The following is a 23863-nucleotide window of genomic DNA, read 5'->3' as shown; positions in this document are numbered from 1 at the left end:
CCCGGTCACTGTGCAAGCCGGCGCTCCCTGGCGTCCGCCACTCTCGGCTTCGCGGCCATATGCCCGGAGAGGCACCCGCCGGTGTCCGGAGGTAGCCGCCTTGCCACACCGGTGCTGATAATCACGGTACGGTGGGCGCTTCCCGCACTTCGCGACAGCTTCGCCCGCCGTTCAAAATTTACGGGGCAGAAACTCCGCTCACGGCTTGCGGCCGCCGCCGATCCTTCCGACAGTCCACGGGCGCACGCCGCTGCGGTCGGCGACCGTCTCCAGTTTCAGCTCGCCGCCGCGCATCACCAACGCATGCGCGCCGCCTGCCGCCAGCGCCTCCTTTCCGACCAGCAAGCATCCCCCAGCGTCCGAACCCGAGAGTTTCGGCCCCACGATCACCATCGCCTTCCCGCATCCCGCCACGGTTTCGCGGCCGGTCCAGAGCACAGCTCCCACTCCCGGCAAATCGCCCAGGATGTTGCCGTCGTCATCCCGCCGCAAACCTTCACGCGCGAACGCCGCCGCCGGATCGGCGCCGCTGCCGTCGTTTTCCAGCCAGATCCCGGCGGCGAACCCGTTGCCGCGTCCCGCGCTCAGCACCCGCCCCTCCCGCATCAGCAGCCCCATCATCCGCCCGTTTTCCGCCACCAGCAGCAGTGGCCGTTCCGGGCTTTGCCACACCAACAGCGCCAGCACCGCCGGCCCCAGTCCGGCCAGCCGCATCCGTCCCCGCAACAGAAACAGCATCAGCGCGCCCAGCGTAATCAGGGGCAAAACGGATGACGGCCCGGTGGCAATGTGCAACAGCGCATCTTCCCGCGTTGCCGCCCAATGGGCGACCCGCAGGATGTGGTGGATGCCCGCACTCATCACCGCCAACGGCACCTCCGCCAGCCCGATCGGCGCCAGCAGCAGCGCCGCCATTGCCGATGGAACCACCAGCAGGCCCATGGCCGGCACGGCCGTAAGGTTGGCTAAATAGCCGTATTTCCCCAGTGCGTTGAAATGATACGCGGAAAAGGGCGCCGTCGCCGCTCCGGCAACGAAAGACGTGATCGCCAGCACCACGAACCACTTCAGATACCGCAACCGCCCGCGCCCAAGCGCCTGCCACGCACGCGTCGGCCGCAGCGCCGCGAAAGCGGCCACCAGCGCCGTCGTCGCCGCGAACGACATCTGAAATCCCGGTCCCGTAATGCTCACCGGGTCGAGCAACAGCACGATCAGCGCCGCAATCGCCACTGCCCGCAGGGTCAGCACCGGCCGGTCCAGAAGCACCGCCAACAGCGCCACCGCCGCCATGACAAACGCCCGCTGGGTCGCCACACTCGCGCCCGACAGCGCCAAGTAGAACAATCCGAAGGCCAGCGCCGCGGCCGCAGCCAGTTTCTTCGCCGGCAGCCACAGCGCCAATCCAGGCGGCAACGCCAGCGCCAGCCGTACGACAGCAAAGACGAACCCGGTCAGCAAACCCATATGCAGCCCCGAGATCGCCAGCAAATGCGCCAGGTTGGAAACCCGCAGGTCCTGCATCTGCGACGGGTCGATGGCGGAGCGGTCGCCGGTCAGAATCGCAGCGGCGAACGGCCCCGCTTCCGCGTCCATCCGCAGCCGCAACCAGTCCGCCATCGTCATCCGCAGCGCGAATATCTTCAATGCCGGTCCCTGGCGCCCCGGCGGTTCGGCCACCATCACCGGATCGCGGGTATAGCCGACCGCGCCGATCTTCTGAAACCACGCATGGCGGCGAAAATCGAATCCGCCCGGCTCAACCGGCGCATTCGGCGGCGCGATCCATGCCTGCATCATGATTGTCGCCCCCGGTTCCAGCGCTCCCGGCGCAATGAAGCCCGCCAGCGAGACGCGCACCCGCTCCGGCACCTCCGTCCGGCCGGGCAGCACCACACGGTCCAGCGTCACCCGCACATGGTTGGCGGCAGAGCGGTCAAGCCCGATCAACCGCCCCGTTACCGGTCCGCGATAATCGCCCGCCAGCACCGGCGCCCGCACGCGCTCCGTCTGCAAGGCCGCCAGTACAACGCCTGCCGCCACCAGCCCCATCAGCATGATGGGCGTGAAATGCCACCGCCGCGCCAGCCAGCAGCAGGCTGCCGATATCCCGCAAAGACAGGCCAGCACACCCGCTCCCGGTTCCTCCAGCAGCGAGAAATACACGACGATGCCCGTTCCCAGCGCCACCGGCGACCACAAAAATCCAGTGCCCCGCTGCGCTTCGGCGAGATCGCGCAGCGCCGCAGCCAGCCGCGCCCTTGTTCTTCCCATGCCACTTCGCCTAAAACTCGCGCCAAAGGCTACCGGCATCATGGTTGCCAACAAGTTAACGCCCCCGCAGGGCAAACGAGAGGTCTCCCCGCATGAGCGCCACCCCCGTCGTCACCCGCTTCGCCCCCTCGCCCACAGGCTACCTGCATATCGGCGGCGCCCGCACGGCCCTCTTCAACTGGCTCTTTGCCCGCCATCACCAGGGCAAGTTCCTGCTGCGGATCGAAGATACCGACAAGGCCCGTTCCACGCCCGAGGCGACCGAGGCGATCTATGCCGGCCTGCGCTGGCTCGGCCTTGACTGGGACGATGAACCTGTCAGCCAGGCTGAACGGGCGCCACGCCACACGGAAGTCGCCCATCAGATGTTGGCCAACGGCACAGCTTATAAATGCTACGCCACCAAGGAAGAGATCGACACCTATCGCGAGGCCGCGAAAGCCGCCGGCAGGCCGCCGCTGTTCCGTTCACCGTGGCGCAACAGCGTCGAGGAAACCGACCTGCCCTACGTCGTCAGGCTCAAGGCCCCGCAAACCGGAGAGACGGCGGTTGAAGATGCGGTGCAGGGCAGCGTCACCTGGAAGAACGAAACGCTCGATGATCTTATCCTGCTGCGGTCTGACGGCTCACCCACCTACATGCTAGCCGTTGTCGTCGATGATCATGATATGGGCGTAACCCACGTGATCCGCGGCGATGATCACCTGACGAATGCGGCCCGCCAGTCGCTGATCTACAAAGCCAACGGCTGGGATCTGCCTGTCTTCGCCCACATTCCGCTGATCCATGGTCCGGATGGCGCCAAGCTGTCGAAACGCCATGGCGCCCTTGGTGTCGAGGCCTACCGCGACATGGGTTACCCGGCGGCGGCGATGCGCAACTACCTTGCACGTCTCGGCTGGAGCCACGGCGACGATGAATTTTTTACGACGGAGCAGGCGATCGACTGGTTCACGCTCGACACGATTGGCAAATCTCCGGCAAGATTTGACTTTAAGAAACTGGAAAGCATTTCCGGGCAACACATCCGCAGTATGGAAGCGGAGGAAATCCTGTCTGAACTGAGCAAATTTGTTGCGGCGCAAAACGGTCCGGGCTTTACAACGTCGCAGGTTATGGCACTGCGTGCAGCAGCGCCCGGGCTGCGCGATAGGGCGAAGACTATCCCGGAATTGCTTGAAATGGCGCACTTTATTCTAGGATCACGCCCGTTCGAACCGGATGAGAAAGCCGCCAGGCAACTCGATACGGTATCCCGTGGTATGCTGAAACAATTGACTTCGCGCTTGCAAAATGTAGATTGGACAGCAGAGAATATCCAGGAGGCGGTTAAGCACTTCGCGGACGAGGAGGAACTCAAGCTCGGCAAGGTCGCTCAACCAATGCGCGCCGCGCTGACCGGCCGCACCATATCTCCCTCCGTATTCGATATGATGGAGATACTCGGACAGGAAGAGAGCCTCGCACGGCTGGAGGATGCCGCCACCGGCGAAGCAGTCCCGCACTGACGAAAAGGCCCGGCAAACGGGCCCAACATTCCGAAGGCCCCGGCGGCCTTCCCAATTCGCGGCCTTTCCGGCCGCCGCAGAGAGGGCCCAACATGGCAAAAGACGTGGAACGCACCGGCACAATCAGTTTCGACGGCAATTCATACGAGTTCCCGATGAAAAGCCCGACACTGGGGCCGGACGTCATCGACATCGGCAAGCTTTACGCCACCAGCGACATCTTCACCTACGACCCGGGTTTCACCTCCACCGCCTCCTGCGAGAGCGCCATCACCTACATTGACGGCGACAAGGGCGAGCTGCTTTACCGCGGCTACCCCATCGACCAGCTGGCCGAAAAATCCCACTTCCTCGAAGTTTGCTACCTGTTGATCTACGGCGAACTTCCCAGCGCGGAGCAGCTTGAGGATTTCGAGGGCCGCGTCACCCGTCACACCATGCTGCACGAGCAGATGGTCAACTTTTTCCGCGGATTCCGCCGCGATGCGCACCCGATGGCCGTTGTTTGCGGCGTCGTCGGCGCGATGTCGGCCTTCTACCACGACAGCACCGATATCTACGATCCGTGGCAGCGCGAAGTCGCTACCATCCGCCTGATCGCCAAGATGCCGACGATCGTCGCCTGGGCCTACAAATACGCCATCGGCCAGCCCTTCATCTATCCGCGCAACGATCTCGATTATTCGTCGAACTTCCTGCACATGTGCTTTGCCGTCCCGTCGGAGGAGTATGAGGTCGACCCGATCCTCACCCGCGCGATGGACCGTATCTTCACGCTCCACGCGGATCATGAGCAGAATGCCTCCACCTCCACCGTACGTCTCGCTGGCTCCTCGCAGGCCAATCCGTTTGCGTGCATCGCCGCCGGCGTTGCCTGCCTCTGGGGCCCCGCCCACGGTGGTGCCAACCAGGCCTGCCTCGAAATGCTGCGGGAAATCGGCAGCGTGGACCGCATCCCCGAATACATCGCCCGCGCGAAGGACAAGGACGACCCCTTCCGCCTGATGGGCTTTGGTCACCGCGTCTACAAGAACTTCGACCCGCGTGCCAAGGTGATGAAGGAAAGCGCCGACGAGGTGCTGGGTCTGCTCGGGATCGAGAACAACCCGACGCTGCAGGTCGCCAAGGAGCTGGAGGCGATTGCCCTCAAGGACGACTATTTCGTCTCCAAGAAACTCTATCCGAACGTCGATTTCTATTCCGGCATCATCCTTGACGCCATGGGCTTCCCTACCTCGATGTTCACGCCGATCTTCGCGCTGGCGCGGACGGCAGGCTGGATCTCCCAGTGGAAGGAAATGATCGCGGATCCGACATCGCGCATCGGCCGCCCACGCCAGCTCTACACCGGCGCCGCTCATCGCGATTACATCAACGTCGAGGATCGCTGATCGCAAACCCCGGGGCCGCGCACTTTTACGTGCGGCCCCGCACGGTGGGGTTCAACCCACCACTCTCCACACCCGGCACACTTTCCCATGAGCAAATCCCTCAAACGTGTCCTTGCTGACGCCGAGGCGAAGGGCCTCTCCCTCGAGCCGCTGCGTCTGGACGAGGGTACGCTGACGGCAGATGCCGCCGCGGCCGCCGCCGGCACCACGCCCGGCCAGATCGTCAAATCCATCATTCTCCGCAACCCGAATAGCGATGAGCACATCCTGTTCCTGACCGCGGGCAACAACATGGTGGACTTGAACAAAGCCGCGCAAACCGCCGGTCATGCTCTCGAAAAGGCAGATGCAGCCAGCATCCGTCGCGTCACCGGCTTCGCCATCGGCGGTGTCAGCCCCCTCGGCCACCTCACACCGCCGCGCACCTTTCTCGACCCCGACATCCTGACATACCCGACGGTCTGGGCCGCCGCCGGCACCCCGCACCACATCTTCGAGATCGTGCCGGCTGTGCTGAAGGAGAAAACAGGTGCAGTGCTCGCCGACTTTACAGTCCCGAAGTAGCCAGGCTCAATTTCGCATGCATCCTAGGAACGCCAAAGCCGAACTTCGTCTGGAGCAAGGCACGTAATCCGACCGTCTCACGGCGCGGGCCCAAGCCGCGTTTGCCCAGCCGCCTCACGCCGCCCCATGAACGTGATAACAGACCGTGCCGCCCTCGTCCCCGGCGCATCTCCGCCGCGCCCGAGAAGCTCCATCGCCCGCCCACTCGCCTCGATCTGGGCAAAGCCGACCCCTGGCTCCGATAGATAGCGCCGCGCCTCCGGCAGGATCCGCTCCACCGTACAGCGCTCCAGCACGAATTCAGGGATAGGCTGATCCCGCAGCCGTGCGTCCTGCATTTCATCCCAGGCCGGCGGATTGCCCGGCATGAATCCGCGAAAGCCTCCAGCCAGTTCCAGCGCCTCGTAGCGATCCAGCAGGTTGACCAGCGTCGCACTCGGCAGCTTCACGAAACGCCGCGCAATCATCCGGCTAAGCCCGTTCAGATCATAGGCGACGATCATCGGCGCGCCCGCCGCCGCGACCTCCAGCGTCACCGTCCCGGAAGCAGCCAGCGCCAGTCCGGAGGCCGCGAAAGCCGCGAGTTTCCCCGCCTCGCCGATATCCGGTCCCAGCACCAACGCGCCCGGCACCTCTGCGAACAGCTCCCGCACCGCGTCCAGCCGCGGACCGACCGTTGGCACGATCACCCGCAACCCTTCGTTCTCCGCCACCAGCGCCGCCGCCACGTCGCGCAATACCGGCCCTACCCGGCCGACTTCCCCCGCGCGGGAACCGGGAAGCACCGTCAGGCAGCGGGCGGCACCAATGGCGTTCACCTCGCGGAATGCCGCTACATCGGCGGCGCTCGGCACTTCCAGTTGCGTCACCGGATGGCCGACGAAGTCGCAGCTCATCCCCGCAGCCTCCATGTAGGGAGGCTCGAACGGCAGCAAAGCCAGCACGTGATCGACGACAGCGGCCATCTTCTTTGCCCGACCGGGCCGCCAGGCCCAGACGGACGGCGCCACGTAATGCACCACCTTCAGGTCACGATCCAGCGCCCGCGCCTTGCGCGCCACCCGCAGACAGAAATCCGGGCTGTCGATGGTGATCAGCACATCCGGCTTCCACGCCACTACCGCGTCCGCCGTCTCGCGGATCCGGCGCAGCAGGCCCGGCAGGCGTGGCAAGACCTCCGCCACGCCCATAACGCTCAACTGGTCCATCGGGAACAGGCTCGCCAGGCCTTCGGCCCGCATCAGCGGCCCGCCGACACCCGCCAGTTCCAGCGTCCCCGACTCCTCCGTCTTTAATCCCGCCAGCAGGGCCGCCCCCAGCGCATCTCCGGAAGGCTCACCCGCGATGACGAAGACACGCATCTCAGGTTCCGCGCGGTCGGGACCAGAGGAACATCTCCAGAGCGTTCGCCTGCGCCACGACTTCCTCCCGCCCCAGCACCAGAACGCCACCGGCCTCGATCACCACGCCTGCCAGCCCGGCCGAATGAGCATTGCGCAACGTGTCCGGGCCGATGGCAGGCAGGTCAGTGCGCCAGTCCTGCCCAGGCTTGGGCGCCTTCAGCAGCACGCCCTTCGCGCCCTGCGCGTCAGGCCGAAATGGCCCGCCCGTCGCCGCCACATGCGCCAGCATCGCGTCGGTGCCCTGAATACTTTCCAGTCCCAGGCAGATACCCTGTGCCACCACTGCGCCCTGCCCGACATCGACGGCGCCGATTGCCTCGACGATGGCCGCCGCCCGTGCAGCATCCGCCTTGTCGGCATCGCTGGGTTGGCCTTTGGTCAGCACACCTTCGGGCACCAGCAGGCTCTCCAGCAACTCATGTGCCGCAACGATGCTCAGCCCCTCGGCCTCGAAAATCTCCGTCACGATCCGCAGGGCCGCATCATCGCCGCCCTTCAGCGCCTTGAACAGTTTCGGCGCCAGCCGGATGCCTGTCAGGTCGAAGCGCAACGGGCTGATCTTCGGTCGCGACATGCCGCCGGCAAATGTAACCTGCTTCAGGCCCGCCCGCGCAATATCCTTGAACAGCCGCCCCGGCTTCTCGAACACCGCCGGGATAACCGGGTGTCCCGTCACCCAGTCGAGGGCAATCCCCTCGAACTTGATCACCGCATACGCCCGACCGGAGCGTTTGCAGTCCTCTGCCAGCATGCGCGGCAGCACACCGCTGCCGGCCACAATCGCCAATCCGTCCACTTTGTCCGCCATCACTCAGGTACGGTAAACCGTTTCGCCCCCTCGGCGGTCACGAACGCCGAAATTTCCTGAAGGAACGGGTTCTCTGGATGCGCGGCCAGCGCCCGCTCCACCCGTTCCGCGAAGGGCCCCTCGCCCTCGAACACCTCGCTGCCGAACGCCGTGCGCAGTTCGTTCATCTCGCCACGGTCGGTGTTGCGTCGCTTCAGGCCAATGAAGTTCAATCCGGCAAGATGCGCCCGCTCGCCCGTCGTCGTGCCATATGGAATGACGTCGCCAACGATCCCCGACATGCCGCCGATCATCGCCCCCCGGCCGATCCGGCAGAATTGCTGAACCCCCGAAAGCCCGCCAATGACGACATTGTCCTCCACGATCACATGCCCGGCCAATGCCACGGAATTGGCGATGATAACGTTGTTGCCAACATGGCAGTCATGGCCGACATGGACGGAGCCCATGAACAGGCAGTCGTCGCCGACCTTGGTGATGCCGCCACCGCCCTCGGTGCCGGGGTTCATCGTCACGTATTCGCGAATTCGGTTATTGGCCCCGATCACCAGTTCGGTCCGCTCACCACGGTATTTCAGATCCTGCGGCGCATGCCCGAGCGAGGCAAAGGGATAAACCACGGTGCCCGCCCCGATCCGTGTGATCCCGGCGACGGCAACATGGCTCTTGAGTTCAACATTGTCGGCCAGCACCACGTCCGGCCCCAGCACGCAATAGGGCCCGACGATACATCCGGGCCCGATCGTGCATCCCGGTTCCACCACTGCCGTGGCATGTACCGTGGCGGTGGCGTTCACACTCATTTCGGGGGGTCCTGAATCATCGCTGTAAACTCGGCCTCGGCGGCAACCTGCCCCTCGACCTTGGCCTCGCCCCAGAACTTCCACACCTTGCCGCGGTTCTTCACCACCTGCACATGCAGCTCCAACTGGTCGCCAGGTTCCACCACCCGACGGAACTTGGTCTTCTCAAGGCTCATGAAATAGACCAGCAGGTCATGGTCGGCCATATCCAGCGATTTGACCACCACCACGCTCGCCGTCTGAGCCATCGCCTCCACGATCAGAACCCCGGGCATTACCGGACGCGCCGGGAAATGGCCCTCGAAATGCGGCTCGTTGACGCTCACATTCTTGATGCCCACGGCACTGTCGCTGTGCCTGATGTTGATCACCCGCTCGATCATCAGGAACGGATACCGGTGCGGTATCAGCCGTTTGATCTCCAGAATGTCCACGTGATCAAGCGTGTCGTCCAGTGCCGTAAAACTCATGCCAGCCTCAATTCTCAGTCTCGTCCGGAACTGGGATCTCTCCATCCGGCACCGCATCCAGTGTCTCGTCCAGTCGTCTAATCACCTCGGAGGTGATATTCAATTCCTGTTTGAAAATCAGCACCAGCCGGCGGTCCACCACTGCTGTCGCGCCGGAGGCTTCCAGCACCTCCAGCAGGATCGGCTGCACCTGTTGCAGGAACTCCCGCCGCCGCTCCTCGGCCCGTCGGTTCAGGTTGGCCGCCTTCTGCTCCTGATCGCGCCGCGTCGCCACCACCTTTTCGTCAAAAGCATCGGCCAGCTCGCGGAATGCGGCGGCATCCATCGTCGCGCGCTGTTCCGTCAGCGCCTGTTCCTCGGCTTCAAACTGCGCATCCAGCGCCCGGCCCTCTTCCAGCAGCGCGTTGCGGTCTGCTTCCTCCTCGGCCAGCACCGCCTGACCGGCGGCACTGTCAGTCAGCAGACGTTCCTGCTCGATCACCAGAAACGCGGGCGGCGGCTCGTCCTGCGCCGCTGCCGGGCCGGCAAGGGCAACCAGCAGGGCCGTCAGCCCTGCCCGGAGATCAGAAGCGCGTATCAATCGTCAGGCGGAAGCGCTCGAATTCGTCTCCGTCCTCGGAGTTGATGGGCACAGCGTAGTTGAAGCGAAGCGGCCCCAAAGCGCTATCCCAGAAGATGCTCGCACCGATGGAGCTACGCAGCTTGGCGCCATCGTCGATGGTGCCGGAAACGCCGTCACGGTCGTACAGGCCCCAGACAGTCCCGACATCGGCGAACAACCCGCCATAGATGCCGTACTCTTCCGGGAAACCGATCGGGAAACTGGCTTCCAGCCGCGCCACCGCGAACATGTTGCCGCCAAGTGCGTCGTCGATGTCACCGCCGGCAGAGCCGCAGCCGGTGCACCGGTCCCGCGGGCCAAGACCGCCACGGGCGAAGCCGCGGAAATCATCACCACCCAGCACGAACCTGTCGGAGAGGCGGGATTCATCGTCAAAGCCCACCAGCACCCCGCCCTCGGCTTCCGCCGACAGCACAACTTCCTCGTCGAACAGGCTGGTATAGACCTGCGCACTCGCCACTGTCTTGGAATAACTGGTATCCGCCAGCCCGGCGATGTCCTGTTCCAGCCGGAAGATGAATCCGGCGGTCGGGTCAATCGGGCTGTTACGCTTGTCGAGCGTGTAGACGAAGCCGATGGAGGTCGTCAGTTCATCGCCCTCCTCCCGCAGCAGGATCGGCGAGGTATCGTCGGTATCGCCACCCGTGATCTCGTCCAGCGAAATCCGGGCCCGCAACGCCAGCCGGCTATCCTCGGTCAGCGGGAAGCTGATCTGCGGCACGAAGCCAACATTGCGCGTATTTACCGAACTCTCGTCGAACGTGTTCTCGCGGTAGTAGGTGCGGAAACCGACGGAAAGGTCCTGATCGAACAGCGCCGGCTCGTTGAAGCTGAAGGATATGGTGTTGATGTCCTCCCCCCGCGCCAGGTCGATGGAAATCGCCTGCCCGCGGCCGAGGAAGTTGCGCTCCGTAAGGGAGATCGTCCCGGCGACGCCCTCTTCCTGCGCAAAGGTCGCACCGAAGCTCAGGCTGCCGGTCGGCGCCTCTTCCACATCCACGACCACCACTGCCCGATCCGGGCCGGAGCCCTCGCGCACTGTCGTTTCAACCTTGTCGAAGAACCGCAGCGCCCGAATGCGGTTCTCGGCCCGCTGTACTTCCCGGCGGTTGAAGGCATCGCCCTCGACCACGCGAAACTGGCGGCGCACCACCCGGTCCACCGTCTGCGTATTTCCGCGCACGTCGATCCGCTCGATGAACACCCTCGGGCCTTCCAGCAGCTCGAATTCGATATCGACCGTCCGTGTGGCTTCGTTCCGCGTGATCCGCGGCGCCACTTCCACAAAGGCAAAGCCCTTTTGGCCCGCAAGGAACGCAAGCCGCTCGATCGTGGTCTCGACTTCCTTGGCGGAATAGGTGCTTCCGGACCGCAGCTTCACCAGTTGCTCGAACTCGGCCGGGTCCAGCCCCGGCGCTTGCGTTGTCACGAAGGTGTCGCCGTAGCTGTACTGCTCGCCCTCGGAAACCGTGAAGTTGATGAAAAATCCGTTGCGCTCCCGCGAAAGCTCCGCCGTCGCCGAGCGCACTTCGAAATCAATGTAGCCCCGGTTCAGGTAGAATTCGCGCAGCAACTGCTTGTCCAGCTCCAGCCGGTCCTGATCGTAGGTGTCGTTGGAGAAGATGAAGCTCAGGATACCCGCCTGCCCCGTCTCCACCACACGGCGCAGCCGCCTGTCCGAATAGACGTTGTTGCCGACGAACGAGATGCGCTGGACCTCCGTCACCCGGCCCTCGAAAATCTCGTAGACGAGGTTGACGCGGTTCTCGTCGAGCCGGATCAGTTTCGGCGTGACGGAAGCCGCAAACCGGCCGGACTGCGCGTAGGCATCGATAATCGCCTGCGCGTCCGCCTCCGCGCCCGCACGGCTGTAGGCCCGCCGCGGTTGCAGGGAAATGATCGCCCGCAGCGTGTCGTCATCGAGCTGCCGGTTGCCCTCGAAATTGATGATGTTGATCGTCGGGTTCTCGACAACGGTGATAACCAGAACGCCGGAACGCGGTGCGATCACCACGTCCTCGAACAGCCCGGTGTCGAACAGCCGCTGCACACCCTCGTTGATATCGGCAGGAGAGACGGTCTCGCCCGGTTCGACCCCCGCAAACACCCGGATCGTGTCAGCCTCGATCCGCTGGTTGCCGACCACGTCGATCCGGCTGAACCGGGCGCTTTGCGCCACTGCATCGCCCGCCAGCGTGACCATCGCAATCAGGCCAAGACAAACTAGACCTAGTATCCGGGGAATCACCAGCCGCAATACCTCACCCCTGCTCTCACTCATACCGCCGTCCCCAACGTTCTTTTTCTGCTGGCTCGGCCGGTATCGGATCAGGATGTGAAATCGGCCGCCAGTCTCACGATGTCGTTATACGTTGCAAAAAGCATAAGCAACAAGACCAAAGCAAGCCCCGTGGGCATGATCCACCCCATGAACTTCTCGGATGGTGCCTTGCCGCGCACCGCTTCGTAGGCAAACATCACCAGATGGCCGCCATCCAGCACCGGTACAGGGAACAGGTTGATCATGCCGATTGCGGTGGAGATCACGGCGACGAACTTGATGAAATCCAGCAATCCGTGGCTCGCCGTCTCGCCGGACATCTGCGCAATCCCGATCGGTCCCTGGATCAGCGTCGGCGACAGCGCGCCCGACACCATGTGGTAGATGCCGCTGAACGACATGTAGATCACGTTCCAGACTTCGGCCACGCCCAGCCGCGCCGCCTGAAACAACCCCACGTCCACCCGTTCATGCTGGTAGAGTCCGGCACTGGCAACGCCGATGCGGTAGCGCATCTCGTAGCCGCCGTCTTCCAGTTCCACCGGCGATTCCTGCGGCTGCAGCGTCACGTCCATCCGCGTACCGTCGCGCAGCACCTCCAGCGCCAGGCTGCGGCCATCGGAGCCATCGACCACTTCCAGCAGGTCGCGGAAACTGTGCATTTTCCGTCCATCCACCGTGTCGATGTAATCGCCTTCCTCCAGCCCGGCCCGGCGCGCCGCACTGTAGGGCAGCACCCGTCCCACCAGCGTCACGCTCGGATGCGGCGCCTGCAACTCCACCACCTCGCCATCCCGGCGCACCGTCAGCGCCACCGGCCCGGCGACATTCTCGGTAAGTGTCCAGAAATCCTGCAATTCCGTCACTGCCTCGCCGTTGACGGTCAGCAACTCGTCGCCAGGTTGCACCGGAATGTCCAGCCCCGGCACGTCCTGTATCTCACCGAACACCGGCCGATCCGAAGCCTGACCGATCCACATGGCAAGGCACATGAAGACAAAGGCTGAAAAGATGAAGTTGGCAAACGGTCCCGCCGCCACCGCCAGCGCCCGCCGCCAGACAGCGGCCGTCGGAAACGCCCGCCGCTTCTCTGCCGCGCTCATCTCTCGCACCGCCGCGTGGTCCGGCGTGCTGGCACCGTCGGCATCGCCGAGGAATTGCACCATCCCGCCCAGCGGAAGTGCCGCCACCTGCCAGATCGTCCCCCGCTTGTCCGTCCGCTTGGCGATCACCGGTCCGAAACCGACACTGAACCGCACCGCGTGGATACCGCACCACCGACCGACGATGTAATGTCCGTACTCGTGGACGAACACCACGATCGATAGCGCCGCGACGAAAGAAATCAGCGTGCCGAGAAAACCGCCGATCACCGGTATCTGAGAAATCAATTCCATAGGTTCTGTCCTCGCTCGCCTTTACCGGCCCTGCCTGCAAATCACATCTCGGCCGTCGCCGCCATCCCGTTCACCCGCCGCATGGCGATCCGCCGCGCCGCGGCGTCGAATTCCATCACCTCGGCGAGGCCGTAACCAGCCGCCGTCGCCGCCGCTTCGGCCCCCAGAGCATCCAGTACATCGGTTACCAGATCGCTCATATCAAGAAATCCTATTCTGTGCTCCAGAAAGGCATCCAGCGCTGTCTCCTTGGCCGCGTTGAATACCGCGCCGGTCAATCCTCCGGCAGCCATCACCTCGCGCGCCAACCGCAGGGCCGGGAACCGTGCCCGATCCTCGGCCACAAATTCCAATCTCGATATTGTGGCGAAATCAAGCCGCTCCACGGGCAACGGCGCCCGTTCCGGAAAATTCAGCGCATAGCCGATGGCGCCCCGCATGTCCGAAGGCCCAAGCTGCGCCATGATGGAGCCGTCGCGGAAGCCGACCATCGAATGGATAATGGATTGCGGATGCACCACCACCTCAATCTGCTCCGGATCAACGTCGAAAAGAACATGCGTTTCAATCAGTTCCAGCGCCTTGTTGAACATGCTTGCACTGTCGATGGAAATCCGCGCACCCATCTCCCAGTTCGGGTGCGCCATTGCCTGTTTCGGCGTCACGTACCGCATTTCCTCGCGCGTCAGGTTCCGGAACGGTCCGCCGGAGGCCGTCAGCAATATCCGCTCCACGGCAGCCCGGTTTTCGCCCTGCAATGCCTGGAAAATCGCGCTGTGCTCGCTGTCCACCGGCAGCAGCCGGGTGCCATGCGCAGCGCACGTCTCTTCCACCAGCGCCCCGGCGCAGACGAGGCTCTCCTTGTTGGCCAGCGCCAGCACCCCGCCATGCCGTGCCGCGATCAGCCCCGGCTCCAGCCCCGCCGCACCGACGATGGCGCTCATGGCCCAGTCACAGGGCCGTGCCGCCGCCTCGCACAGCGCCTCCGGTCCTGCCGCCGCTGCGATGCCACTGCCGGACAGCGCCGCCCGCAGATCGTCCAGCCGTTCGGGCAAAGCGGTTACCGCCACCTCGGCCCGCAACGCCCGTGCCTGCTCCGCCAGCAGTTTGATATTGCCTGCGCCGGTCAGGGCCACCACGTCATAGACGTCGGCGCCACCCTGCCGCTGCAACAGGTCCACCGTGTTCTGACCGATGGAGCCGGTCGAACCGAAGATCGAAACCCTGCGCATCGCCTACCCTGTCAACAGGCCGAGCCGCTCCACCAGCCCGAACATCAGCAGCCCGCCCAGCAGCCCGTCGAACCGGTCCAGCAGTCCACCATGGCCGGGGATCAGCGCGCTCGAATCCTTCACTCCGAAGTGCCGCTTTATCGAGCTCTCCAGCAGATCACCCGCTTGGCTGGCCACCGCCACCGCCACGGAAAGCGGCAGGATAATCGCCAGATTTGCCCCCCAGCCGCCGACCCAGAACACCAGTCCGACACACAGCGCCAGCACCAGCCCGCCAATCGCACCGGACCATGTCTTCTTCGGGCTGACCTTCGGCCACAGCTTCGGCCCGCCGAAGGTGCGCCCGGCAAAATAGCCACCGACATCGGCCGCCACGACCACGAGGATCATCCACAGTACCGTCAGCAGCCCCGTCTCCTCCGTCCGCCGCATATCCACCAGCACGCACAGCGCCAGCGTGATGTATACGAACCCCGGCCCCATCCAGCGCAGGTTGTCCCTGTCGCGCCACGCTAGCAGCGCCACACCCACGGCCATCGGTATCGCCGCACCCCACAGGGAGATATAGCCCGTCATCATCACTGCCAGCACGCTGAAGATGATGGTGATCCATAGCACCGGCTCCGTCAGCGACACACCCCGCCGGACGATGCGGCGGTACTCCCACAGCATCAGGCCGGCGCCAAGGCTCACGAACAGGGTGGCAAAGGCGATGTCGTTCCAGAAGGCCAGAACCGCAACAGCGATCAGGAATACGGCGGAGGCAAACCGCACGCCCAGATCCGCAAACTTGACTTCAGGTGTTTTCGGCTGATCGGCCATGCTTATCCGGCAACGGCCCCGAAACGCCGGTCCCGCTCGCCATAGCTGGCGATGCATTGTGCCAGCGTTTCGGCCGTGAAGTCGGGCCAGCAGATGTCGAGAAAATCGTATTCGGCATAGGCTGCCTGCCAAAGCAGATAGTTCGAGATCCGCACCTCGCCCGAGGTTCGCAGCACCAGATCCGGGTCCGGCAGGCCGTCGGTATCGAGGAATTGCCCGAAACTGTCTTCGGAAAGGTCGTCGAGATCGAACGCACCGGTCTTGGCAGCTTCGGCCATCTTCCGCGCTGCCCGCAGGATTTCGCAGCGTCCGCCATAGTCGATCGCCACGGTCAGCGTCAGGTCGGTGTTTTCCGCGGTCAGTTCCTCGATCTGCGTCATCATCGCCTGCAGGTCGGCGCTCAGCCGGTGGCGCATGCCGATGAACCGCATCCGCACGCCCGCTTCCAGCAGTCGCGCGCTTTCCTTGCGGATGTACCAGCGGAACAGGCGCATCAACCCGTTGACTTCGCCGCTGGAGCGTTTCCAGTTCTCGGTGGAGAAGGCAAAGAGCGTCAGGTGCTTCACGCCCATGCCCGGGCACGCCTCGACGATCTCGCGCACCCGCTCCACGCCGCGCTTGTGGCCGGCCAGCCGTGGCATGCCCCGCCGCGTTGCCCAGCGGCCGTTGCCATCCATGATGATCGCCACGTGTTCGGGCACGGCGCGTCTGTGCAGGGCACGAGTATTCGGCATATTGCTGTTACCCCCTTGCAGGCGGCCCCACCGGGGGCTCAGACCTGCATGATCTCCTGTTGCTTCGCCTCCAGCGCATCGTCCACACGCTTGATGTGGTCGTCGGTCAGCGACTGGATCTCGTCTTCCCAGATCTTCTGGTCGTCCTCGCCCATGCCGTCAGCCTTGGCCTTCTTCAACTGGTCCATTCCGTCCCGGCGAACGTTACGCACGGCAATCCGCGCATTTTCCGCATATTGACCGGCAACTTTGGCCAATTCACGGCGGCGTTCCTCGTTCAGCTCCGGGATAGGCAGCCGCAGGATCGTACCATCCATCTGCGGGTTGATGCCCAGCCCCGAATTGCGGATCGCCTTGTCAACCGCGTTCACAAGGCTTTTGTCCCAGACGTTCACCAGCACCATCCGCGGCTCCGGCACGTTGATCGTCGCGCACTGATTGATCGGCATGGAAGAGCCGTAAGCATCGACCATCACCGGGTCGAGCATCGAGGCCGAGGCCCGCCCCGTCCGCAGAGATGCAAATTCTGTCTTCAGCGCATTCAGCGCCCCGTCCATGCGCTTTTCCAGCGCGCCTGTGTCGATGTCGATGTCTTCACTCATGTCACTCTCCCCACCTCTCCGGGCGTTTCATTGCTTGCCGGAGGCTTCGTTGCTCACCACCGTGAAGGTCCCTGCCCCCTGCACCACGCCGGCCATTCCATTCGGTTCGTCAAGCGAGAACACGATGATCGGCAAACGATTCTCGCGTGCCAGCGCGATCGCAGAGGCGTCCATGACCTTCAGGTTCTTCTGCAACACCTCGTCATAGCTGATTTTCGGAAAGAAAACAGCATCCGGGTTCTTCTTCGGATCGCTGTCGTAAACACCCTGCACCTGCGTGCCTTTGAAAATCGCCTGGCACTGCATCTCGTTGGCCCGCAGCGTCGCCGCCGTGTCGGTCGTGAAATACGGGTTGCCCGTGCCCGCGGCGAAAATGCAAACCCGCCCCTTCTCCAGGTGGCGGACGGCCCGTCGCCGAATGTAGGGCTCGCAGACCTGATCCATCGGAATGGCGGAGATGACACGGGTGTGGATCTTCAGCGCCTCCAGCGCCCCCTGCATCGCCAGCGCGTTCATCACAGTCGCCAGCATGCCCATGTAATCGGCGGTAGTGCGCTCCATTCCCTGCGCGCTGCCCTGCAATCCGCGGAAGATGTTGCCGCCGCCGATCACCATGCAGACCTCGACCCCCATGTCGGTCACCTTCTGCACTTCCCGCGCAATCCGCTCCACCGTTGGCGGATGCAGCCCGAACCCCTGGTCGCCCATCAGCGCCTCGCCGGAGATCTTCAGCAGCACACGCTTGTATTTCGGAGCAGTTTCAAGGGTTTGCGCTGTGCTCGGCTCGGGCATTGACGGTGCTCCTTCATAATTCGCGCTAAAATGTCTCATATGCGCCGCAACATCAATGTTGAAACACACACACATGCACACTTTCTGCGCCTGCGGCGCTGCGGTGATTGCACGGCGGGCGCAGCCGCCTATACTCGCGGCACGGAGTGTGCAGGAGGCTGGCCGCGTGTCGGTCTCCAGAGGGTGAAGTATTTTGGTGTTGCGTGTATTCTGCGTTGTCGGCCTTTGCGGCCTGATGTCCGCCCCGGCAGTTCTGGCCGGGGACGAGGTGCACCTCGTCTCCCCCGACAAGGCCCTCTCCATCACCGGCCGCCTGACCGCAACTGACGAGGACAGCTACACGATCGAGACCGTCATCGGCACCCTCACCCTGCCCATGGACGGCACTATCTGCAAAGGCAGCGCCTGCCCGTCAGAGCCGGAGATCCCTGTCATGGTCAACGCCCGTCCCGGCGGCATCGTCGATCTCACAGGTGCGAACCTCGAAGTCTCGGGCAGGCTCCTGTCGTTCAGCGACCAGACCTACACGGTCGAAACCAAGATCGGCCCGCTACGAATCCCGGCCCCCGGCATCACCTGCACCGGCGCCGCCTGTCCTCAGGCCGCCACGGTGCCGCTCTCCCATCTTCCTCCGGCTCTCCGCCGGTCAGCCGGCAGCTAAGCCCCCGCTTCGCCAGAACATCCACGGCACCTGTCATCGGAACGAAAAAGGCCGCACCCGAAGGTACGGCCTTTCCAATAGCTGTTGACGGGTGGCGTCAGCCGCCCATGGTCTTGGCCACCTCGGCGGCGAAATCCTCTTCCACCTTCTCGATGCCCTCGCCGACTTCCAGCCGTACGAAACCGGTGATCTCAAGGCCCGCATCCGCGGCCGCCTGGCCAACGGTGATGTCGGGGTTCATCACGAATTTCTGCTTCAGCAGCGTGACTTCCTCGAAATACTTGTTCATCCGGCCGACGATCATCTTCTCGATCACCGCATCCGGCTTGCCGCTCTCGCGCGCCTGCTCGGTCAGGACGGACTTCTCACGCTCCACCAGCGCCGGGTCTAGGTCAGCCTCGGAAAGCGATGCCGGGTTCGTCGCTGCAATGTGCATCGCGACCTGCTTGGCGACATCTGCATTGCTGCCCTTGGCCGCCACCAGCACTCCGATCTTGCCCATGTCAGTCGCCGCGGCGTTATGAACATAGGACGCGACGACTTCACCCTCGACGGATGCCATGCGGCGCACGGTCATGTTCTCGCCGATGGTGCCGACCTTCTCGGCCACGACCTGCTCGACGCTCTTGCCACCCATGTCAGCAGCCAGCAGCGCCGCATGATCCGCCGCCCCCAGCGCCACCTTGGCAATGCCGGCAACCATGGTCTGGAACTCGGCATTCTTGGCCACGAAATCGGTCTCGGAGTTGACTTCGACAGCCACACCCTTGCCGCCCTCGACAGCCACGGCCACCAGGCCCTCTGCTGCCGTGCGCCCGGATTTCTTCGCCGCCTTCGCCAGACCCTTGGTGCGCAGCCAGTCGATCGCCGCTTCCATGTCACCGTCGGTTTCCGTCAGGGCCTTCTTTGCGTCCATCATGCCCGCGCCGGACTGATCGCGCAGTTCTTTCACCATTGCCGCCGTGATTGCCATCACGCTTCTCCTTCATACATCGGGTTTCCGCCATCGGCGGGGGCTGTCGCAGGCCATAGCTTGGCACTGCGACAGTTCAAAGACAGTGGCAGCGCAGCCTTATTCGGCTGCCGCTTCCTCGGCCACGGCCTGTTCGACCGGGGCTTCTTCCATCTCGCCGACATCGACACCGGAGGCGCCGAGCTGTGCCGCCATGCCGTCCAGCGCCGCACGCGCGATCAGGTCGCAGTAGAGCGAGATTGCGCGGGCCGCATCGTCGTTGCCGGGGATCGGGTAGTCGATACCCTCGGGGTTGGAGTTCGAATCCAGAACCGCGATCACCGGGATGCCCAGCTTGCGGGCTTCCTGCACCGCCAGCGCTTCCTTGTTGGTGTCGATCACGAAGATCAGGTCCGGCACGCCGCCCATGTCACGGATACCGCCCAGGGACGCCTGAAGCTTGGTCTGCTCCCGCTCCATCTGCAGGCGTTCCTTCTTGGTCAGGCCCTCGGCCCCGCCTTCCATCTGCTCGTCGATGGATTTCAACCGCGCGATCGAGGCGGAAACCGTCTTCCAGTTGGTCAGCGTACCGCCAAGCCAGCGGTGGTTCATGTAATACTGTGCGGACAGTTCGGCCGCATCGGAGACGGCTTTCTGCGCCTGGCGCTTCGTGCCGACGAACAGGATGCGCCCGCCTTTGCCAACGGTCTGCTGCACCACGTTCAGCGCCGCGTCGAGCATCGGCACGGTCTGCGTCAGGTCGATGATGTGGATACCGTTGCGGTCACCGTAGATGTACTGGCCCATGCGGGGGTTCCAGCGGTGGGTCTGGTGGCCGAAGTGAACGCCAGCTTCCAGCAGCTGACGCAGAGAGAACTCGGGAAGAGCCATTGCGTTTTTCCTTTTCCGGTTTCGCCTCAGCGGGGATCAGAAGAAGCGCCCTTCGGCCCTGCCCCCAACCGGTGGATTCTCAAGGATGTCTCCCCCTCGAACCCGGCCCCGCCTGTGGATTTCGTGCGCGGTCCATATACCGGCAGTCACACGGGCGCAAGGGCCAAAGCTCTGTTTTTCCTGCGCCCGCTGCCGGGGGCTGGGCGAAACGTGGGGCGAAAATGCAGGCGCATCAACCTGGCCGATGCCGGCAACCCGGAGCCCGCCGCGGTCGCGCGGCAATACGTTCAAGCCCCGAGAACTCCACGCACAGGCGATTTTCCGCTCATGAAATCTTCGCCTGCCAATCTGTCACTAGTCGTTAACACTTCCGGCCACAAACTCACGCCAATTTTGTTGACGTACGTTAACCATTTCGCCAAGTATCTGAAAATCATTATCTTTGGGGATACCGTCGATGGAAGAAGAAATGGGCCACCATAGCCAGATCCTCGATCTCGTGGATCCGGCGGAAGCGACGCATGTCGCGGTCAACGATGGCGCATGGTCCGATCCCGGCACGTGGGAAGGCGGCGAGGTTCCGGGCGCGGATGCACGGGTGGTCATTTCCAACGGCATCGAAGTCACCTACGATATGGACAGCGACGCCTCGCTCTTCACCGTCCGCGTCGATGGCGATCTCACTTTTTCGACCGAAACCGACACCACGATGGTTGTCGATACCATCGTCGTCGCGCCCGAGGGCAAGCTGACGATCGGTACCGAGGAAAACCCGATCGACGGCGGCGTGACCGCCGATATCGTATTTGCCAACAATGGTCCCATCGATACCACATGGGATCCCTCCCTCGTGTCCCGCGGCCTTGTTGCCCTCGGCGAGGTGGAGGTGCACGGCGAGGAAACGTCCGCCCATCACAAGGTTGCCGAAGATCCGATGACCGGCGACACCACCATGACACTGGCGGAGGCCCCCATCGGCTGGGAAGTGGGCGACACTCTCGTCATCGCGGGCTCGGAGTACAAGGGATATGCGTGGGACAATTCCATCCGCGCGACCCGCCACTACGAGCCGGAGGACGAGGTCGTTACCATCACCGCCATCGACGGCGATACCATCACCTTCGATCCGCCTCTCGTCCACGATCACGACACGCCGCGCGAAGACCTCAAGATATCGGTGGCCAACTACTCCCGCTCCGTCACCTTCTCGTCCGAGGACGGTGCCGACAGCGCCACCCATGAACGCGGCCACGTCATGCTCCACAACCGCGAGAGCGATGTCCGCTACGCCGCCTTCGACGAGCTCGGCCGTACCGACAAATCCGAAACCGCACTGATGGACAGCGAGTACGAGACCACCTCCTTCGACACCAACGTCAAGTCCCGCTACCCGCTGCACTTCCACTCCAACGGTGTCGATGATGCCGACAATCCCTCCATAGCCCTCGGCAACGCCGTCTTCGGCTCGCCCGGCTGGGGTATCGTCCACCACAACTCCAACGCCACCGTCCACAACAACGCCACCTACAACACCTTCGGCGCCGGCTACGTGGCCGAGACGGGCAACGAGATCGGCATCTGGACGGACAACATCGCCATCTATGCCCAGGGCAACAGCTGGGCCCAGCCCAAGAACGGCAACGACCTCGACAACTTCGACCTCGGCCAGACGGGCGACGGTTTCTGGTTCCAGGGTCGCATGGTGCAGGCCACCGGCAACGTCGCGGCCTCTGTGAACACCGGTTTTGTCTACTTCCACCGCGGCGCCACCGCCGACCATCCGGGTGAACCCGGCAACCTCTCTCTCGATCCCGGCTCCTTCGAGCTGCCCGAGCCGCTGGAGGGCCGTCGCTCCATCACCGTCGATGACGCCCCCATCCTCAATTTCCACGACAACGAAACCTTCGCCTCCCGCGAAGGCCTCCACGTCGTCAAGGCCAACCCGAACCAGGGCCACGACATCCATTCCCTGCTCACCGATTTCACCGCCTGGAACGTCATGCAGGGCGTCGAGATCCAGTACACCTCCCACTACATCCTCCAGAACTTCGATCTGGTGGCCCGCGCCGACGCACCCTTCATCGGCTCCCGTTACGGCGTCTTCGTCGGCAACAACGCCTCCGACATCATTCTCATCGACATCTCCGCCTCCGGCTTCAACGATGGCGGCATTTTCCTCTCCCATGTCTGGACGGATGACAGCCTCGGCCAGGACCTCAAGCAGTTCATGGTCGTCGACGGCACCTTCTCCGACACACCGGTGGAGGTCGCGGGCTATGATCCGATGTGGGACAGGATCATCGACAGCTCCACCCTGCCCGCCACCGAGTTCTCCGTGGAATTCGACGGCCCGCTCACCTACCGCGAAGGCTATCCCGATCCCGGTGCCCGCCGGGTTGAGATTTCCGGCACCAAGACCGACAGCCTCGGCACCGTCCCGGTGCCCGCCGGCTCCGACAGTTATTCGGTCAACCGCGATCAGGTCGTCCATATACTCGAAACCGACGGCTGGTTCACCACGACCAGCGGCGAACGGGTCTTCATCCTCGAACAGTATTTCTCCGACAGGCTGACCGGCGAGATCTACAAGATCGTCGTCCCGGTCTACCTCGATGACAACGTGCCCCTCGGCAGTCCTCACTTCGGCTATGCCGATGCCGTCTATCGCGGCGAGGTGGATCTTGACGGCGCCCCGCCCGAAACCCGGAATGAAAGCGTCGTGACGACCGGTGGTGCCGATCTCGTCATCGACCTCGCCGGCAACGACAGCGATCCGGAGGGCGGCGCCGTCTGGGTTGACGGCATCGTCCAGCCGCTCAACGGCCAGATTTTCGACAACGGCGACGGCACAGTCACCTTCCGCCCGCACATAGGCTGGTCGGGAACAGAGACAGTCAAATACTGGGTCACCGACGGTCTCGGCGGCTACACCGAAGCCTGGCTGACGATCACCGTCACCGAACCCGGCGTGGCTCTCACCGGCAGCGGCGCACGCGATCACATCACCGGCGACGCCGGCGACAACATGCTCTACGGTTACCGCTCCGCCGACTGGCTGGACGGGGGCGATGGCGACGATACGCTGTCCGGCGGCATCGGCAATGACAGGCTCAGCGGTGGCGCCGGAGAAGATCTCCTGCGCGGCGGCACCGGCAATGACCGGGCCAGCGGCGGCGACGGCGCCGACAGGATCGCCGGCATGGACGGAGACGACAGCCTCTTCGGCGGCGATGGCGACGACAAGGTCTTCGGCGGCGCGGGCTCGGATCGTGTCTTTGGCGGCGGCGGCGACGATTTCCTTCGCGGCGGCAGCGGCGACGATGCCATCAACGGCGGCGGCGGTGCCGACAGGATCGTTGGCAATACCGGCAACGACGCCCTCACCGGCGGCAACGGCCGCGACATCTTCCAGTTTGCCCTCGGCGACGGCCACGATGCCATCCTGGACTTTGCAGATGGCATCGACCTGATCAACCTCCGTCCCACGGGTCTCGCCTATTCCGAGATTACCGTCACCGCCAGCGGCGGCGATGCCGTCGTCACATACGGCAGCGACAGCATCGTCATCGAAGGCGCCGCCGGGCTGATCGACCGCGAGGATTTCCTGCTCGCCTGACAGTTGCCACCATCGCGCCACGGCCGTCCTTCGTGGCCGG

The 23863-nt window shown here is 63.9% G+C and carries 20 protein-coding genes; 5 read left to right on the top strand and 15 right to left on the bottom strand.

Features of this window, described 5'->3' with window-relative positions; genetic code table 11:
* Positions 1-198: 198 nt before the first annotated feature.
* Positions 199-2274: a ComEC/Rec2 family competence protein gene (locus GO499_RS05720; RefSeq protein WP_161861294.1), complete on the bottom strand. Its 2076-nt coding sequence runs from the start codon at positions 2272-2274 to the stop codon at positions 199-201.
* 92 nt (positions 2275-2366) lie between these two features.
* Between GO499_RS05720 and gltX the strand changes: the two genes are divergently transcribed.
* From gltX to GO499_RS05705, 3 genes are all read left to right on the top strand, one after another.
* Positions 2367-3782: a glutamate--tRNA ligase gene (gene gltX, locus GO499_RS05715; RefSeq protein WP_161861293.1), complete on the top strand. Its 1416-nt coding sequence runs from the start codon at positions 2367-2369 to the stop codon at positions 3780-3782.
* 92 nt (positions 3783-3874) lie between these two features.
* Positions 3875-5173 (top strand): citrate synthase, encoded by a 1299-nt coding sequence (locus tag GO499_RS05710; RefSeq protein ID WP_161861292.1) that lies wholly within the window; start codon positions 3875-3877, stop codon positions 5171-5173.
* Positions 5174-5260: 87 nt separating this feature from the next.
* Positions 5261-5737, top strand: a complete 477-nt coding sequence (locus GO499_RS05705) for a YbaK/EbsC family protein (RefSeq protein ID WP_161861291.1) — start codon at positions 5261-5263, stop codon at positions 5735-5737.
* Between the two features lie 77 nt (positions 5738-5814).
* Here GO499_RS05705 and lpxB read toward each other — a convergent pair whose 3' ends face one another.
* From lpxB to pyrH, 12 genes are read right to left on the bottom strand one after another with little or no spacing between them, the layout of a single operon-like run.
* Complete coding sequence (gene lpxB, locus GO499_RS05700) at positions 5815-7098, bottom strand: lipid-A-disaccharide synthase (protein ID WP_161861290.1); 1284 nt, start codon at positions 7096-7098, stop codon at positions 5815-5817.
* Between the two features lies 1 nt (position 7099).
* Positions 7100-7948, bottom strand: coding sequence for an LpxI family protein (locus GO499_RS05695; protein WP_161861289.1), 849 nt, complete (start codon positions 7946-7948; stop codon positions 7100-7102).
* The gene (gene lpxA / locus GO499_RS05690) at positions 7948-8751 is read right to left on the bottom strand and encodes an acyl-ACP--UDP-N-acetylglucosamine O-acyltransferase (protein ID WP_161861288.1); all 804 of its coding nucleotides are present in this window, start codon (positions 8749-8751) and stop codon (positions 7948-7950) included. Before lpxA ends, GO499_RS05695 begins: the two co-directional genes overlap by 1 nt.
* Positions 8748-9206, bottom strand: coding sequence for a 3-hydroxyacyl-ACP dehydratase FabZ (gene fabZ / locus GO499_RS05685; RefSeq protein WP_161863848.1), 459 nt, complete (start codon positions 9204-9206; stop codon positions 8748-8750). Before fabZ ends, lpxA begins: the two co-directional genes overlap by 4 nt.
* Before the next feature lie 22 nt (positions 9207-9228).
* Positions 9229-9801 carry an OmpH/Skp family outer membrane protein gene (locus GO499_RS05680; RefSeq protein ID WP_161861287.1) on the bottom strand — a complete coding sequence of 191 codons (573 nt, stop codon included), beginning with the start codon at positions 9799-9801 and terminating at the stop codon, positions 9229-9231.
* Positions 9785-12124: an outer membrane protein assembly factor BamA gene (gene bamA, locus GO499_RS05675; RefSeq protein ID WP_161861286.1), complete on the bottom strand. Its 2340-nt coding sequence runs from the start codon at positions 12122-12124 to the stop codon at positions 9785-9787. The genes GO499_RS05680 and bamA overlap by 17 nt, the downstream gene beginning before the upstream one ends.
* A 47-nt stretch (positions 12125-12171) precedes the next feature.
* Entirely contained in the window at positions 12172-13521 is a 1350-nt protein-coding gene (rseP, locus tag GO499_RS05670) for an RIP metalloprotease RseP (RefSeq protein WP_161861285.1), read from the bottom strand.
* A 41-nt stretch (positions 13522-13562) separates the two neighbouring features.
* Positions 13563-14753, bottom strand: coding sequence for a 1-deoxy-D-xylulose-5-phosphate reductoisomerase (gene dxr, locus GO499_RS05665; protein WP_161861284.1), 1191 nt, complete (start codon positions 14751-14753; stop codon positions 13563-13565).
* Positions 14754-14756: 3 nt separating this feature from the next.
* Positions 14757-15575 (bottom strand): phosphatidate cytidylyltransferase, encoded by an 819-nt coding sequence (locus GO499_RS05660; protein WP_161861283.1) that lies wholly within the window; start codon positions 15573-15575, stop codon positions 14757-14759.
* Between the two features lie 2 nt (positions 15576-15577).
* Positions 15578-16309 (bottom strand): polyprenyl diphosphate synthase, encoded by a 732-nt coding sequence (gene uppS, locus GO499_RS05655; protein WP_161861282.1) that lies wholly within the window; start codon positions 16307-16309, stop codon positions 15578-15580.
* Between the two features lie 38 nt (positions 16310-16347).
* Entirely contained in the window at positions 16348-16911 is a 564-nt protein-coding gene (gene frr, locus GO499_RS05650; protein ID WP_161861281.1) for a ribosome recycling factor, read from the bottom strand.
* Positions 16912-16938: 27 nt separating this feature from the next.
* On the bottom strand, positions 16939-17703 hold the full coding sequence (gene pyrH / locus GO499_RS05645) for a UMP kinase (protein WP_161861280.1): 765 nt from the start codon (positions 17701-17703) through the stop codon (positions 16939-16941).
* A gap of 196 nt (positions 17704-17899) precedes the next feature.
* On the opposite strand from pyrH, the gene GO499_RS05640 reads away from it, so the two are divergent.
* A complete protein-coding gene (locus tag GO499_RS05640; protein WP_161861279.1) occupies positions 17900-18364 on the top strand; it encodes a hypothetical protein in 465 nt (154 codons plus the stop codon).
* 97 nt (positions 18365-18461) lie between these two features.
* Here GO499_RS05640 and tsf read toward each other — a convergent pair whose 3' ends face one another.
* The gene (gene tsf, locus GO499_RS05635; RefSeq protein WP_161861278.1) at positions 18462-19337 is read right to left on the bottom strand and encodes a translation elongation factor Ts; all 876 of its coding nucleotides are present in this window, start codon (positions 19335-19337) and stop codon (positions 18462-18464) included.
* Between the two features lie 99 nt (positions 19338-19436).
* Positions 19437-20207, bottom strand: coding sequence for a 30S ribosomal protein S2 (gene rpsB / locus GO499_RS05630; RefSeq protein WP_161861277.1), 771 nt, complete (start codon positions 20205-20207; stop codon positions 19437-19439).
* Between the two features lie 457 nt (positions 20208-20664).
* Here rpsB and GO499_RS05625 point away from each other — a divergent pair, with 457 nt between their 5' ends.
* Positions 20665-23823 carry a G8 domain-containing protein gene (locus GO499_RS05625; RefSeq protein WP_161861276.1) on the top strand — a complete coding sequence of 1053 codons (3159 nt, stop codon included), beginning with the start codon at positions 20665-20667 and terminating at the stop codon, positions 23821-23823.
* Positions 23824-23863: the final 40 nt, after the last annotated feature.

Source organism: Algicella marina, assembly GCF_009931615.1.
Lineage (GTDB): Bacteria > Pseudomonadota > Alphaproteobacteria > Rhodobacterales > Rhodobacteraceae > Algicella > Algicella marina.
The sequence above is the reverse complement of the archived record's forward strand: the minus strand, read 5'-3'. Positions and strand labels throughout refer to the sequence as shown.

Excerpts from the sequence above, each read along its gene's own strand:
- GO499_RS05720 (WP_161861294.1), bottom strand. The coding sequence starts at position 2,274 with ATGGGAAGAACAAGGGCGCGGCTGGCTGCGGCGCTGCGCGATCTCGCC.
- gltX (WP_161861293.1), top strand. The coding sequence starts at position 2,367 with ATGAGCGCCACCCCCGTCGTCACCCGCTTCGCCCCCTCGCCCACAGGC.
- GO499_RS05710 (WP_161861292.1), top strand. The coding sequence starts at position 3,875 with ATGGCAAAAGACGTGGAACGCACCGGCACAATCAGTTTCGACGGCAAT.
- GO499_RS05705 (WP_161861291.1), top strand. The coding sequence starts at position 5,261 with ATGAGCAAATCCCTCAAACGTGTCCTTGCTGACGCCGAGGCGAAGGGC.
- lpxB (WP_161861290.1), bottom strand. The coding sequence starts at position 7,098 with ATGCGTGTCTTCGTCATCGCGGGTGAGCCTTCCGGAGATGCGCTGGGG.
- GO499_RS05695 (WP_161861289.1), bottom strand. The coding sequence starts at position 7,948 with ATGGCGGACAAAGTGGACGGATTGGCGATTGTGGCCGGCAGCGGTGTG.
- lpxA (WP_161861288.1), bottom strand. The coding sequence starts at position 8,751 with ATGAGTGTGAACGCCACCGCCACGGTACATGCCACGGCAGTGGTGGAA.
- bamA (WP_161861286.1), bottom strand. The coding sequence starts at position 12,124 with ATGAGTGAGAGCAGGGGTGAGGTATTGCGGCTGGTGATTCCCCGGATA.
- rseP (WP_161861285.1), bottom strand. The coding sequence starts at position 13,521 with ATGGAATTGATTTCTCAGATACCGGTGATCGGCGGTTTTCTCGGCACG.
- dxr (WP_161861284.1), bottom strand. The coding sequence starts at position 14,753 with ATGCGCAGGGTTTCGATCTTCGGTTCGACCGGCTCCATCGGTCAGAAC.
- GO499_RS05660 (WP_161861283.1), bottom strand. The coding sequence starts at position 15,575 with ATGGCCGATCAGCCGAAAACACCTGAAGTCAAGTTTGCGGATCTGGGC.
- uppS (WP_161861282.1), bottom strand. The coding sequence starts at position 16,309 with ATGCCGAATACTCGTGCCCTGCACAGACGCGCCGTGCCCGAACACGTG.
- frr (WP_161861281.1), bottom strand. The coding sequence starts at position 16,911 with ATGAGTGAAGACATCGACATCGACACAGGCGCGCTGGAAAAGCGCATG.
- pyrH (WP_161861280.1), bottom strand. The coding sequence starts at position 17,703 with ATGCCCGAGCCGAGCACAGCGCAAACCCTTGAAACTGCTCCGAAATAC.
- tsf (WP_161861278.1), bottom strand. The coding sequence starts at position 19,337 with ATGGCAATCACGGCGGCAATGGTGAAAGAACTGCGCGATCAGTCCGGC.
- rpsB (WP_161861277.1), bottom strand. The coding sequence starts at position 20,207 with ATGGCTCTTCCCGAGTTCTCTCTGCGTCAGCTGCTGGAAGCTGGCGTT.
- GO499_RS05625 (WP_161861276.1), top strand. The coding sequence starts at position 20,665 with ATGGAAGAAGAAATGGGCCACCATAGCCAGATCCTCGATCTCGTGGAT.